The following is a 13,380-nucleotide window of genomic DNA, read 5'->3' as shown; positions in this document are numbered from 1 at the left end:
CCGTCGGCCATGACGACTTGGCACGATGGCGCCATGGACCGGCTCAACCACGAGCTCGCCGACTTCCTGCGGCGTGCGCGCAGCAAGGTCGACCTCGCGCGGTCCGGCCTGCCGCTCGACGGACGCCTGCGACGCGTCCCGGGCCTGCGGCGGGAGGAGGTCGCGCTGCTGGCCGGCGTCTCGCCCGACTACTACACGCGGCTCGAGCAGGGTCGGCGGATCCGGCCGTCCGCCGCGGTGCTCGACGCGATCGCGCGCGCGCTCGACCTCGACGACGCCGGCCACGCGCACCTCGTCCACCTCGCCGGCGCGCCCGCAGCGCCCCGTCGCGTCACCCCGACGGTGCAGCGGGCGCGGCCCGGCCTGCACCAGCTCCTCGACTCGCTCGACGGCCACCCCGCCCTGCTGCTCGGCCGGCGGACCGACGTGCTCGCGAGCAACCGCCTCGCGCGCGCCCTCTTCGCCGACTTCGACGCCCTGCGCCCGGCAGAGCGTGGGTACGCGCGATGGATGTTCCTCGACCCCGCGGCGCGCGAGCTGTTCGTCGACTGGGAGGAGCACGCGCGGGCGTGCGTCGAGAGCCTGCGGCTCGACCTCGGCACGTACCCCGACGACCGGCGTGCGCTCGACCTCGTCGCCGAGCTGTGCGCGCGGAGCCCCGAGTTCCGCACGTGGTGGGAGGCGCACGGCGTGCACCAGCGCACCTCCGGCACGAAGCGGCTGCGCCACCCGGTCGTGGGCGAGCTCACGGTGCAGTTCGAGACGCTCACGCTGCCGGGCGACCGGGACCAGACCCTGTTCCTCTACACGACCGAGGCCGGCACCTCCTCGCGCGAGGCGATGGACCTCCTCGCGAGCTGGACCCTCGGCGTGCGCCGCCGGGGACCGCGGGACGCGCTCGACGACCGGTGACCACGGGCGTCGCCCGCCGCGCCGGCCGTTCGCTCTCGGACGATCGCCTTGACGCCCGCTCCGGCGCTCGCCAGAGTGCGCGTGTCGGGCCGGTGCTGCCCCGGCACCGCATCGCCTCCCACCCGCGCGACCCCGGGGAGCCGCCGTGTCCGTGCCCGTCGTCATCGACCGTTCCCCCGACCCCGAGCGCCCGCAGGCAGAGCGCGCGCACGAGCCCTCGATCGCCTCCTGGGTGCGCTCGATGGGCGCGACCCGCACCGGGGCCCTGCTGCTCGTCGCCAGCACGCTGGTCGCGATCGTGTGGGCCAACGCGTGGCACGAGGGCTACGAGGCGTTCTGGGACACCCACCTGAGCGTCGGCGTCGCCGACCTCAGCCTCGAGTTCACCCTGCACGCGCTCGTGAACGACGCGCTCATGGCGATCTTCTTCTTCACCGTCGGCCTCGAGGTGCGGCGCGAGTTCACGATCGGCGAGCTCACGAGCTGGTCGCGCGCGATGGTCCCCGTCGCAGCGGCCCTGTGCGGGCTCGTCGTCCCGACGGTGCTGTACCTGCTGGTGGCGCGTGGCTCGGGCTGGGAGAGCGCGTGGGGCGTGGTCATCTCGACCGACACCGCGTTCCTCGTGGGCGGCCTCGCCCTCGTCGGCCCGCGCGCCGCGGGGCGGCTGCGGACGTTCCTGCTCGCGCTCGCCGTCGTCGACGACATCGGCGCGCTGAGCATCATCGCGCTCGTCTACACCGAGCAGTTCACGCCGCTGCCGCTGCTGGTCGCCGCCGTGGGCATGGTGGGCATCTGGTTCACCCGGTACGTGCCGACCGGGCGCGGCCCGATCTACGCGACGCTCGCGATCGTCGTGTGGCTCGCGTTCCTCGCGTCGGGCGTCCACCCGACGCTCGCCGGCGTCGTCGTCGCGCTCCTCGTCCCCGTGTACCGCCCGACCCGCCAGGACGTCGAGCACGCGCTCGCCCTCGCGCGCACGTTCCGCCAGTCGCCGACGACGGAGTACGCGCGGGCCGCCGCCAACAGCCTGCGCGAGTCCATCTCGATCAACGAGCGGCTGCAGTCGGCCTACGCGCCCTACGTGTCGTTCGTCATCCTGCCGGTCTTCGCCCTCGCGAACGCGGGCGTGCAGGTCTCGGGCGACGTGCTCGCGGCCGCCGCGACCTCGCCCGTCGCCTGGGGCGTCGTCGTCGCGCTCGTGGTGGGCAAGCTCGTGGGCGTGCTCGGCTCCACGACCCTCGTGCGCCGGCTCGGCCTCGGCGAGCTCGGACCCGGCCTGACCACGTCGCGCCTGGCCGGCGGCGCAGCGCTGTGCGGCGTCGGCTTCACGCTCTCGCTGTTCATCATCGACCTCGCGATCGACGACCCTGCGGTGCAGAACGAGGCGCGCGTGGGCGTGCTCGTCGCGTCGGTCCTCGCGTTCGCGCTGGCGACGGCGATCTTCCGGGCCACGGAGCGGACGTCGCGCGGCGCGGAGGTGGGCCAGGTCCTCCAGCGTCCCGTCGACCCCGCGCGCGACCACGTCTACGGGCCGCCCGACGCGCCGCTCACGCTCGTCGAGTACGGCGACTTCCAGTGCGGCTTCTGCCTCAAGACGGCGGGGACGATCCAGGAGGTGGTCGGCGAGCTCGGCGGCCGCCTCCGCTACGTGTGGCGGCACGCACCCCTCGTCCGGTACCACCCGAACGCCGTCGCCGCGGCGGAGGCCTCCGAGGCCGCCGCGCTCCAGGGGCGGTTCTTCGAGTTCGAACGGGCGCTGTTCGTCGACCAGGAGCACCAGCAGCCCGCCGACATCCTGCGCCGGGCGGAGGAGCTCGGGCTCGACATGGCGCGGTTCGAGCGCGACCTCACGTCGTCGGCGGTCGCGGCGCGCGTGCGCGACGACATGCTCGACGCCGAGGCCATGGACATCACGGCGGTGCCGACGCTGTTCATCAACGGCCGCCGCCACACCGGGCCCCACGACGCGCGCTCTCTCCTGCTCGCGCTCGAGGCGGCCGGCGAGGCCGCTCGCGCCGCCACGGCAGCGACGGCACAGTCCGCACCGTCTGCCCAGCCGAGCGGCGGGTGAGGGACCTCCGTCACGACAGGACGGCGGTCGTGAACCATGATGATGGTCCGTGACCTCCTCACCGCCGGACCGCACGGCGCCGGTCGACTTCGCCGCGGTCCTCGACGCGCACCCGTCGGACGGGTGGGTCGTCGTGCGCGCCGTGCGGGACGCGGCCGGCGACGTCGTCGACTTCGTGCACGAGTGGTCGAACGCCACAGCGGACCGCAACGCGGGCCGGCCGCTCACCGGCACGAGCATGCTCGAGGTCTTCGGCGCGGGGAACGTCCCGCTCTTCGAGACCGAGGTCGAGCTCCTCGCACGCGGCGGGTCGCTGCGGGCGCAGTTCGGCTACGAGGACCCGGACCACGACCCCACGCTGCGCGGCCGCACCTTCGAGGTGCACCTCCACGCGGTGGACGGTGAGCGCATCGTCGCGCAGTACCGCGACATCACCGAGCTGACCACCCGGCACCGGTCGCTCGCGCGCGAGGCAGGCACGGACGAGCTCACGGGCCTGCCCAACCGGCGCGAGCTGCGGCGGTTCCTCGCCGGTGCGCTGGCCGAGGCCGCACCCGACTCCCCCGTGACCGTGATGCTCGTCGACCTCGACCGCTTCAAGTCCGTCAACGACACGTACGGGCACGACGCCGGCGACGCGCTGCTGCAGCACGTCGGCGAGCGCATGCGCGCGGTGCTGCGGGTGGAGGACTACCTCGCGCGCGTGGGCGGCGACGAGTTCGTCGTCGTGTGCCCCGGGCTGGGGGCGGCGCAGTCCGCCGACGTCAGCGAGCGGCTGCGGGCTGCCGCGGCCGAGCCGTTCCCGGTGCGCGACGGGGTGACGGCGAGCGTCGGGGCGACGATCGGCCTCACCCACGTCACGCGGGCCGTCGACGTCGACCAGGCGCTCCGGGAGGCCGACGCCGACCTCTATGCGAGCAAGAGCGTCTGAGGGCGAGGACGCCGGCGCGCCGCGACGACCTGGGCGCGGCCGCGGGCGGCGGAGACGACCGCGGGCTACGGTCGGTGGACGAGTTCGTCTACCGGGGAGTCGCGATGCCCGTCCTGGACACCCCCGTGGCCCCGTGGCCGCGCGCGTGAGCCGGGCGCGGACCGCGGGCAGGCTGCTGCTCGGAGCCGTCCTCGCGTTCGCCGGGACGACCCACCTCACCGTCGCCCGCGAGGAGTTCCAGGCCCAGGTGCCGCCGTGGTTCCCGGCGGACCCGGACGCCGTCGTGCTCGTGTCGGGCGTCGTCGAGATCGCCCTCGGCACCGCCCTCGTCGTGGCACCACGACGCCGCCGTGCCGCGGTGGGCTGGCTCGTCGCCGCGTTCTTCGTCGCGATCTTCCCGGGCAACGTCTCGCAGCTCGTGACGCGCACCGACGCCTTCGGGCTGGACTCCGACGCCGCGCGCGCCGTGCGGCTGCTCGGCCAGCCCCTCCTCGTCGCGTGGGCACTGTGGTCGACCGGCGCCTGGCGCACCTGGCGTGCCGGCCGGACGGCCGCCGCGCGCGAGGTCGGCACCGCGATGGCCGCGGGAGCCGGCGTCGGGCCGGACGAGGTGGGCCGCGCCCTGCGGCGGGCCGAGGCCGCGGTGGTCGAGGCCGCGGTGGTCGAGGCGGGGCTCAGCGCGACAGCGCGACGACGAGCGCGCACGCGAGCAGGACGGCCACCGTCGGCGTCATGACGGCGCGCTCGGCCCGGCTGCGGGAGACGAGGTTGATCGGCACGCCGATCGCGAGGTAGGCCACCACGACCCAGGTGCCGACGCGCGAGACGCCGTCGGGCACGAGGTCGACGAGCCCGGCGCGGTCGGCGACGACGCCCGCGATGACCGCGTAGAGCAGCACCGAGACGAGGCTCGCGACGCGCAGGCGCTGCGGGAGCACCTCGTGCCCGCCGCCCCACGCGAGCCGGCCCCACGGCCGCCCGGACGCGAGCCCGACCTGGAACGCGGCCAGGAGCGCGAGGAGGACGACGAGCACGACGGCGGCCACGGTGGTCACGGGCGCGACCCTAACGGCACGGGCGCACGCGGCGGCGCGCCGGTCCGGGCCGGGCCGGACCTCCGCCCGGGCGGTCCGCGCGCGGGTCAGCCCAGGCCCACCACCGTCGCGCCGCCCACGGCGACCACGCGTCCGTCGGCGACCTCGACGCGGCTCGTGCCGGGCGGCAGCGCCGTGCGCCATCGCAGGCTCCCGTCCTCGAGCGACAGCGCCGACAGGCTAGGACCGCGGCCGGGCGGCATGCCGGTCGCGAGGACGACGTCGCCGTCCGACACCGCGTGCACGACGTCGGTCCCGGTGAGCGGGACCGACCAGCGCTCGGTCCCCGTCGCGAGCGCCACCGCGGCCAGCGCCGTCGGCCGGACGACGAGCACCGCACCGCCGGAGCGCAGCACGGGCACCGCGCCGTCCCCCGGGAGCGACCACACGACGTCACCGCCCGTCAGGTCCACCCCGCGCAACGCGCCGTCGGCGTCGGCGAGCGCCACGTCGGGCGGGGAGGAGTCGGTGACCGCGGGCTCGGCCGACGCGCCGGCGAACCGGCCGAGCAGGGTGCCGTCCGGCCCGAACCACGAGGTCACGGGCCCGCGCGCACCGGCCGCCCGCTCGACGCGCACGCCCGTCGCCGTGCCGCGCGACGTCAGGCGTGGCGCCGCCGCGGTGGCCTGCGGCACCGCGCCCCACGTGCCCAGGCGCGAGCCGTCGGCGCCGTCGAGGAGGACGGTCGCGGTGCCGCTGACGAGCACCGCCCGGTCGCCCATCTCGACGCGCGCGGCCGGGCCCGGCACGTCACCGCCCGGGAGCGCGACGCTCGTGCGCCACTCCCGGGGTCCGTCCGGCGTCCGTCGCTCGACCTCGACGCCGCCCGCCGTCCGCCGCGCGAGCACGAGGTCGCCGTCGACGGCGCCGAACCCCAGGTGGTCCGGTTCGAGCGGCACACGGTCGAGCACCGCGCCGTCGGCCGCCGCCACGACGAGCAGCGCGCCCGGGTGCTGGGCGACGCCGTGCCCGGGCGGGTCGGTGGGGCCGAGCGGACCGAACGCCTGGCACACCACGGCCGGACCCGACGCGGCGGTCACGCCGACGGGACAGGCGAGCGTCGGCACCCTGTCGTCCGCCGACAGCCGCCAGACGACGTCGCCGGTCGTGAGGTCGCGCGCGACCACCTCGGGACCCGCGGCCGTCCGGCCCGGCACGAGGAGCTGCCCGTGGGCCGCCCACCAGCCCGACCGTGCCTCGACGCGCCACACCTCGGTCAGCGGCGAGGCGAGCGCGGGCGCCGTGCCGACCAGCGGGCCCGGCGTGGCCCGCGGGGGCACGAGCCACGCGACGAGCGCGACGACGACGCCGACCGCCAGCACGGCGGAGCCGAGCGTGCCCGCGCGGGCCGACGGCCCCCACGCACGCGGTCCGAGGCGGGCGCCCGCCGCGCGCGCCGTGCGCCGGGGTCGGCCCGGCCGGCCCGCGCCCGCCGCGCCCGGGTCGGCGACCTCGTCGAGCTCGACCTCGACGGACGCGCCGTGCCGCGGCGGCGACGTCACGGGTCGGACCGCAGCGGGTCCACGGGCGGGGCCGCGCCCGGAGCGAGGCCGACGAGCACCTGGCCGTTCGTCGTGACCGCCCGCGAGCCGATCGCCCAGAGCGCCGGCATCCCCGGCGGCACGACGTCGGGCATCGCGACCGAGGCCGGGACCGGCGTGCGCCACAGCGGCAGCCCGTCGAGACCCACCGCCTGGAGCACCCAGCCGCCGTCCCGGGCCAGCACGAGCACGCGCTCCCCGTCCGTCACCGAGCCCAGGTCCGGCCGGACCCCCGGCACGGCCACGGACCAGCGCTCCTCCCCCGTGACCAGGTCGACGGCGAACACGCGGCGGCCGTCCGCGGCGACAGCGGCGCCGTCGCGGCGCACGAGCACGGCGCCGCCCTCGAGCGGCACCGTCCACAGCCGCTCGCCCGTGGTGAGGTCGGTCGCGTCGAGGTCGAACCGCGTCCCCGGCGCCGTGAGCAGCACGTGCGGCGCGCTGCCGTCGGAGACCGCCGGCTCGGCCAGGAAGCCCTCGACCTGCGCGACCTCCTCGCCGTCGCGGTCGTACCAGGTCCCGTCCGAGGCCCCGGTGCGGTCCAGCGACTGCGCCCAGACCCCGAAGCCCTCGGCCGTGGCGTCCACCTGGACCCCCTGGCGGGCGTCGGAGAACCCGGCCGCGTCGGAGTCCGTCGTGTCCCACGTGCCGAGGAGCTCGCCGTCCGGGGTCAGCACGAAGGTCGTCGCACCCTGGACCAGCACGAGCCCGGCGTCGACCGTCAGCCAGGCGCTGTACGACCCGTCGAGCTGGCGGGCCGTCAGGGGCACCTCGCGCTCCCAGACCGGCGTCCCCGCGGCGGCGTCGAGCCGCACCACGCGCGCAGCCCCGCCGTCGCGGTAGCCGAGCACGACGTCGCCGTCGAGCACCCCGTAGCCCGAGCTCGGCAACGCCATGGGGTGCTCCGCGATGACGCCGCCGTCCTGCGCGTCCAGCAGGACGAGGACGCCCTCGAAGGTCTCCTCGTCGCCGTCGGCGTCCGTGCCGGGCACGGGCGAGACGCGCCAGCAGACGACGACCGGCGTGCCGTCGGCCTCCGCCGCGCCGTCGCACCAGTCGACGCCGTCGCCCGGGCCGCGCGGCGCGCTCCAGCGGGCGACGCCCGTGGCGGAGTCGATCGCCTGGAGCTCGAGGCCCGACGGCGTCTCCTGCCAGCGCAGGACGAGGTCGTCGGCCGTCGTCGAGCCGAGCGCGGTCGAGGCGCGCCAGGTCACGCCGAGCGGCTCGGCGAACGGCTCGACGACACCCTCGAGCCCGGCGAGCTCGGCCGCACGCTCGCGCTCGCGCCGGTCCTCGACGACGGTCGCGACGCCGGCCGCCGTCGCGACCACGGCGAGCGCCGCGGCGACGGCGACGCGGCGGCGCGTGCGGCTCCGGGCCGGCCGCGGGCCGGCTGCGGCCGGCACCGGCACGGGCTCCCCCGGGCCGACCCCGCCGGGGTCGTCGTGGGCCACGCCGTGGTGCGGGCTCTGCGCGGCGACGAGCGCGAGCGCCGACGGCGCGTCGTCCTCCTCGACCTCGAGCTCGACGTCGACCATCGCGTGTCCCGTGCCGCGACCGGACCGCGCGCGCCTCATCGCAGGGCCAGCACGTCCGGGCCGTCGCGCACGAGGACCACGTCGCCCGCGCCCGCGTCGACCAGCTCCCACGACGCCGGCACGCTCTCGCGCCACGCGGTGCGGCCGTCCTCGAGGGCGACCGCCGCGAGCCGTCGCCCGCCCCCGACGCTCGCCGACAGCAGCAGGAGGTGCCGGCCGTCGCTCAGCGTCGTGACGGCGTCCCCGTCCGCGAGCGGGACCGACCAGAGCGTCCGTCCGTCCACGAGGTCCACGCGCCGCAGCACGTCGGCGGAGGCGAGCACGGCCGTCCCGTCCACCCGCACCACCGGCAGACCCAGCTCCGGGCGGGCCGCCCAGAGCAGCGCGCCGTCGGGCCCGACCGCGCGCAGCACGGGCGAGTCCGTCACCGTGAGCAGGACGGACGGCTCGGAGTGGTCGCTCGCGCGCGGCTCGGCGAGCCAGCCCCGCAGCGCCCCGAGCTCGCTGCCGTCGCGCGAGAACCACCGGCCCGTCATGTCGCCGAAGCGGCGCCGCTCGGCGACCCAGACGCCGTAGCCGTCCGGCGTCGCCCGCAGCACCGCGGCCGCGGCGCCGTCGGGCCGGCGGACCTCGCTGCCGGGGAACACGCCGAGCAGGGCGCCGTCCGCGCCGTCGACCGCGGCCGCGACGTCCCCGCTGAACGTCACGAGGCCGTGCTCGACCGCGGGCTGCGCGCCCGCGACGCCCGGCGGGAGCGCCACGGACCACCGGACGTCCCCCGTGCGCGGGTCGATGCGCTCGAGCGACGCGGGCTCGGCGACGAGCCGCACGAGGTCGCCGTCGAGCGCGAGCACCCGCACGGCCCGCACGTCCTCGGAGGCGCCGGCGGCGACGTCGACCGCGGCACCGGTGGCGGCGTCGAGCACGACGACGCGCTCGCCCCCGACCACGCACGCGACGACCGGGGACGCCCCGTCGGAGCCGACGCACCCCGTGACGTCGGCCGGGGCGAGGCCGTCGACGGGCGTCGACCAGGCGCGCACGCCGGTGACCAGGTCCGTCGCGACGAGGTCGCCGCCCTCGACGTGCAGCAGGTGACCCCCGGCGACCCGGACGTCGCCCGCGGCCTCGACCCGCCACGCCTCGGTCAGCGGGTCGCCGAAGGGGGCGACGAAGCCGGGCAGCGCGCTGAGGCGTCGCGCCTCGGCGGCGTCCCGCGCCGCGGCGCCCGCCCCCAGCGCGCCCCCGGCGACGGCCACGACGGCCACGACGCCCAGCGCCCGGCGGCGCACGCGCCGGAGCCGCCCGAGCTCCGCGGGCGAGCGCTCGGCCGCGGGCGGCGCGCCCGACGGCAGGTCGGTGGGGACGCCCGCGGGCGCGAGCCGGCTGCGCTGGCGCGGGACCCGCGCGAGCGCCCCGGGCAGCGCGGGCGCGGGGGGGGGGGGGGCGGCGGCCAACGCCCCCCCGGACAACCCCCACACCCCGGGCCCCCCCCACACCCCCGAGCGCCCCGGGCAGCGCGGGCGCGTCGTGCTCGTCGTCGTCGACGAGCACGACGTCGACCATCGCGTCACCGGGTCGCGCCGACATGACCGGAGCGTACCTCCGGCCCTCGGGCCGCACGGGGGCAGCGGGAGCGGTCGTCGCGCCCCCGCGCACGGTGTCACGGCCGGGACCGCGGCCGGTGCCGCGCGGGCTCGTCGCGTCAGGTCACGCGCGCCGGTGCGTCCACTCCAGCAGCCGCTCGACCGGCCACGTCGTCACGACACGGTCGGCGTCGACGCCGTGCGCGGCAAGCCGGTCGCACCCGTCCACGAGCCAGTCGAGCTGCCCGGGTGCGTGCGCGTCCGAGTCGACGCTGAACAGGCAGCCGGCGTCGGCAGCGATCGCGATGAGGTCGTCGGGCGGGTCCTGCCGGTCGGGTCGGCTGTTGACCTCGACAGCGACCCGGTGGGCCGCGCACGCCTCGAACACCGCGACCGGGTCGAACTCGCTCTGCGGGCGCTCGCGCCCCCGGACGCGCCGCCCCGTGCAGTGACCCAGGACGTCCGTGCGGTGGTTGCCCACGGCGGCGACCATGCGGCGGGTCATGGCGGCGCGCTCCATGCGCAGCTTCGAGTGCACCGACGCGACGACGACGTCGAGCTCGTCGAGGAGGTCCGGCTCCTGGTCGAGCGCGCCGTCGTCGAGGACGTCGCACTCGATGCCCGTGAGGAGCCGGAACGGGCCGAGCACCTCGTTCATGCGCGCGACCCGCCGCACCTGCGCGCGCAGCCGCGCGGGAGAGAGCCCGTTCGCGACCGTGAGGCGCGGCGAGTGGTCCGTGATCGCGAGGTACTCGTGCCCGATCTCGACGCCCGCGAGCGCCATCGCCTGGACCGGGGCGCCGCCGTCGCTCTCGTCGGTGTGCGCGTGCAGGTCCCCGCGGACCGCGTCGCGCAGCGCCTGGCCCGCGGGCGTCGCGGCGCGCAACCGGTCGCCCAGCTCCGCCTCGAGGTCGGTGAGCACGCGGGGCACCTCGCCCCGCAGCACGGCCGCGACGACCCCCGCGGTCTTCTCGCCGACGTTCGGCAGCTCCTGCCAGGACCCGCCGGCGGCGTGCCGCCCGAAGGCGACGTCGTCCAGGGCGCCGACGGCGTCGCCGGCACGCCGGTAGGCGCGCGAGCGGTACTCGGGCGCCTGCTGGCGCTCGAGGAGGAAGGCGATGCGGTGCAGCACCCCGACGACGTCGTCCCGCCCCGCGGGGCCCGGCGTCGCCACCTCAGGACGCGCGGCGCCGCGTGGTCTTCTTCGCGGGCTCGGCGTCGTCGGACGCGGCGGCGCGCTTGCGCGCGGGCGCCTTGGCGGGCTTGTCGTCCGCGGCCGCGGCCTTCGCGCGGCTCGCGCGCTTCGGCGCGGGCTTGTCGTCGTCGGACGCCGAGGCCTTCGCGGACGCCTTCGGGGCGGTCTTCGCCGGCGCCTTCTCGTCACCCGACCCGGCGCGCGCACCGCGCGCCTTCTCGACGCTGCGCTGGAGGGCCGAGAGCAGGTCGACGACCTCGCCGCCCTCGGCGGCCTCCTCCTCGTCGGCGGCGGCCGGCGCCACCGTCTTCCCGGTCGAGACCTTCGCCTCGATGAGCGCCTCGAGCGCGGACTGGTAGCGGTCCTCGAAGGCCGAGGGGTCGAAGTCCGCCGCGAGGGACTCGACGAGCGACGCCGCCATCTGCAGCTCCTGCGGGCGCACCTGGACGTCGGCCTCGAGGATCGGGAAGTCGGCGGCGCGCACCTCGTCGGGCCACAGGAGGGTCTGGAGGCAGATGACGTCGTCGCGCACGCGCAGCACGGCCATCGACTCGCGCTGGCGCAGCGCGACCTTGACCACGGCCATCCGGTCGGTCGTCTTGAGCGCCTCGCGCAGCAGCGCGTACGGCTTCGCGGCGGTCTTCTCGGGCTCGAGGTAGTACGTCTTGCCGAGCATGATCGGGTCGACCTGCTCGACCGGCACGAACTCCTCGACCGCGATCTCGCGCTCGGTCGCCAGCGGCAGGTCGTCGAGGTCGGCGTCGGTGAGCACGACCATGCGGCCGTCGTCGGTCTCGTAGCCCTTGGCGATGTCCGCGTAGGGGACCTCCTCGCCGTCGATGCTGCAGACCTTCTTGTAGCGGATCCGGCCGCCGTCCTCCTGGTGCACCTGGTGCAGCGGGACGCTGTGCTCGCCCGTCGCGGCGTAGAGCTTCACCGGGACGTTGACCAGCCCGAAGGCGACCGCGCCCTTCCAGATCGCACGCATGCCCACACCCTCTCGTCCGGTGCCGCGCCCACGGGGTCGGGCTGCCGGAGCCCGGCGACGCGGCCGCCCGCGGGCACGCGCCGTCGGGTGCCGGTCGGCACCTGTGTGGGCAGGATGGACCCGTGCAGCCCATGCTCGCCACCCCGGCGCCCGGATCCGGTGTCCTCCCGCGGGGCCCGGAGTGGGTCTACGAGGTCAAGTGGGACGGCGTCCGGGTCCTCGCGGACACGCGCGACGGCGCCCTGCGCCTCGTCGCGCGGTCCGGCCGGGACGTCACCGTGACGTACCCCGAGCTCGCCGGCCTGGCCGCGCTGCCGGGCCTCCTGCTCGACGGCGAGGTGGTCGTCATGGCCGGCGGCGTCCCCTCCTTCGAGGCCCTCGCGGAGCGCATGAACGTCCGGGACCCGGTCCGCGCCGCGCGCCTCGCCGCCCGGGTCCCCGCGACCTACATGGCGTTCGACGTGCTCGTCGTGGACGGCGAGGACGTCTCCCGCCGGGCGTTCGCGGAGCGGCGCGCCCTCCTCGAGGACCTCGGCGTCGCGGACCGGCTCCAGCTCTCCCCCGTCTACGACGACGGCGACGCGCTGTACGAGGTCACGCGCCAGCACGGGCTCGAGGGCGTGGTCGCCAAGCGGCGCTCGTCCCCGTACCAGCCCGGCCGGCGCTCGCCCGACTGGGTCAAGGTGCCGCACCGGGCGACGCGCACGGCCGCCGTCGTCGGGTGGCGGACCGAGGGCTTCGGGGCGCGGGGCGCGGCGGCCGCCTCCCACCGGCTGGGCGCCGTGCTGCTCGGCGCGCCCGACGCCGAGGGCCGTTGGCGGTACCTCGGCAAGGCGGGCAGCGGCCTCGCGGGCCGGCGCGGCGCGGACCTCCTGCGCGCGCTCGAGGGCCTGGACCGGGGCGACGCGCCGCTCGACGACGAGGTCCCGCGCGAGGACGCGCGGGGCGTCACCTGGTGCGAGCCCCGGGTCGGGGTGGACGTGCGGTACCTGCAGCGGATGTCCGGGGGGCGGCTGCGCCAGCCGGTCGTCCTCGCGCTGCGGGCGGACGCCGACGTCGATCCGTGGGAGGCTCCGTGACGGCGAGGACGACGTACGGCACCACCGGGGAGGCGGCCTGATGGCGGGCGACGACGCGCAGTGGGTCGAGGTCGAGGGCACCAAGGTCAAGCTCACGCACTTGGACCGCGTGCTCTACCCCTCGACGGGGTTCACCAAGGCCGAGCTCATCGGCTACTACACGGCCGTGGCGCCCGCGATCCTGCGCCAGCTGCGCGACCGGCCCGTGACGAGGATCCGGTTCACCACGACCGTCGACGGGCAGAAGTTCTTCGAGAAGAACACCCCCAAGGGCGCGCCGCCGTGGGTGCGGCACCTCGAGCTGCCGGCGAGCCCCGGGACCGAGGACGAGGGCACGATCCTCGACCTGCCGTTCCTCGACGACCTCGCGGGGCTCGTGTGGTCGGCGAACCAGGGCGCGATCGAGCTCCACACACCGCAGTGGACCGTCGGCCCGCGCGGCGCC

General features: G+C 77.1%; 12 protein-coding genes. 6 read left to right on the top strand and 6 right to left on the bottom strand.

All coding sequences use genetic code 11. The features are described from left to right. Positions 1-33: 33 nt before the first annotated feature. The 4 genes from JIG38_RS14605 to JIG38_RS14590 all read left to right on the top strand — a co-directional run bounded on the left by JIG38_RS14605 (position 34) and on the right by JIG38_RS14590 (position 4,650). Positions 34-912, top strand: a complete 879-nt coding sequence (locus JIG38_RS14605) for a helix-turn-helix domain-containing protein (protein WP_199424559.1) — start codon at positions 34-36, stop codon at positions 910-912. Between the two features lie 145 nt (positions 913-1,057). Continuing rightward, positions 1,058-2,983, top strand: a complete 1,926-nt coding sequence (nhaA, locus tag JIG38_RS14600) for a Na+/H+ antiporter NhaA (RefSeq protein WP_199424558.1) — start codon at positions 1,058-1,060, stop codon at positions 2,981-2,983. Between the two features lie 49 nt (positions 2,984-3,032). Beyond that, on the top strand, positions 3,033-3,914 hold the full coding sequence (locus JIG38_RS14595) for a GGDEF domain-containing protein (protein WP_199424557.1): 882 nt from the start codon (positions 3,033-3,035) through the stop codon (positions 3,912-3,914). Between the two features lie 133 nt (positions 3,915-4,047). Further along, positions 4,048-4,650, top strand: coding sequence for a DoxX family protein (locus JIG38_RS14590; protein WP_372419900.1), 603 nt, complete (start codon positions 4,048-4,050; stop codon positions 4,648-4,650). On the opposite strand, the gene JIG38_RS14585 is transcribed toward JIG38_RS14590, so the two are convergent. The 6 genes from JIG38_RS14585 to ku all read right to left on the bottom strand — a co-directional run bounded on the left by JIG38_RS14585 (position 4,589) and on the right by ku (position 11,856). Then, positions 4,589-4,969 (bottom strand): hypothetical protein, encoded by a 381-nt coding sequence (locus JIG38_RS14585; RefSeq protein ID WP_199424556.1) that lies wholly within the window; start codon positions 4,967-4,969, stop codon positions 4,589-4,591. The genes JIG38_RS14590 and JIG38_RS14585 overlap by 62 nt on opposite strands. A gap of 86 nt (positions 4,970-5,055) precedes the next feature. Continuing rightward, entirely contained in the window at positions 5,056-6,510 is a 1,455-nt protein-coding gene (locus tag JIG38_RS14580; RefSeq protein WP_199424555.1) for an outer membrane protein assembly factor BamB family protein, read from the bottom strand. Continuing rightward, positions 6,507-8,087, bottom strand: coding sequence for an outer membrane protein assembly factor BamB family protein (locus JIG38_RS14575; RefSeq protein ID WP_199424554.1), 1,581 nt, complete (start codon positions 8,085-8,087; stop codon positions 6,507-6,509). Before JIG38_RS14575 ends, JIG38_RS14580 begins: the two co-directional genes overlap by 4 nt. Before the next feature lie 35 nt (positions 8,088-8,122). Next, positions 8,123-9,544 (bottom strand): outer membrane protein assembly factor BamB family protein, encoded by a 1,422-nt coding sequence (locus tag JIG38_RS14570; RefSeq protein WP_199424553.1) that lies wholly within the window; start codon positions 9,542-9,544, stop codon positions 8,123-8,125. Between the two features lie 253 nt (positions 9,545-9,797). Further along, positions 9,798-10,847 carry a PHP domain-containing protein gene (locus tag JIG38_RS14565; RefSeq protein WP_199424552.1) on the bottom strand — a complete coding sequence of 350 codons (1,050 nt, stop codon included), beginning with the start codon at positions 10,845-10,847 and terminating at the stop codon, positions 9,798-9,800. 1 nt (position 10,848) lies between these two features. After that, complete coding sequence (gene ku / locus JIG38_RS14560) at positions 10,849-11,856, bottom strand: non-homologous end joining protein Ku (RefSeq protein WP_199424551.1); 1,008 nt, start codon at positions 11,854-11,856, stop codon at positions 10,849-10,851. Between the two features lie 131 nt (positions 11,857-11,987). Between ku and JIG38_RS14555 the strand changes: the two genes are divergently transcribed. After that, on the top strand, positions 11,988-12,935 hold the full coding sequence (locus JIG38_RS14555; RefSeq protein WP_233405070.1) for an ATP-dependent DNA ligase: 948 nt from the start codon (positions 11,988-11,990) through the stop codon (positions 12,933-12,935). Positions 12,936-12,975: 40 nt separating this feature from the next. Further along, positions 12,976-13,380 (top strand): non-homologous end-joining DNA ligase LigD (gene ligD, locus JIG38_RS14550; RefSeq protein WP_443592174.1); only part of this gene is annotated, 405 nt, incomplete at its 3' end.

The organism is Actinotalea solisilvae, from assembly GCF_016464425.1.
Taxonomy (GTDB): domain Bacteria; phylum Actinomycetota; class Actinomycetes; order Actinomycetales; family Cellulomonadaceae; genus Actinotalea; species Actinotalea solisilvae.
The sequence above is the reverse complement of the archived record's forward strand: the minus strand, read 5'-3'. Positions and strand labels throughout refer to the sequence as shown.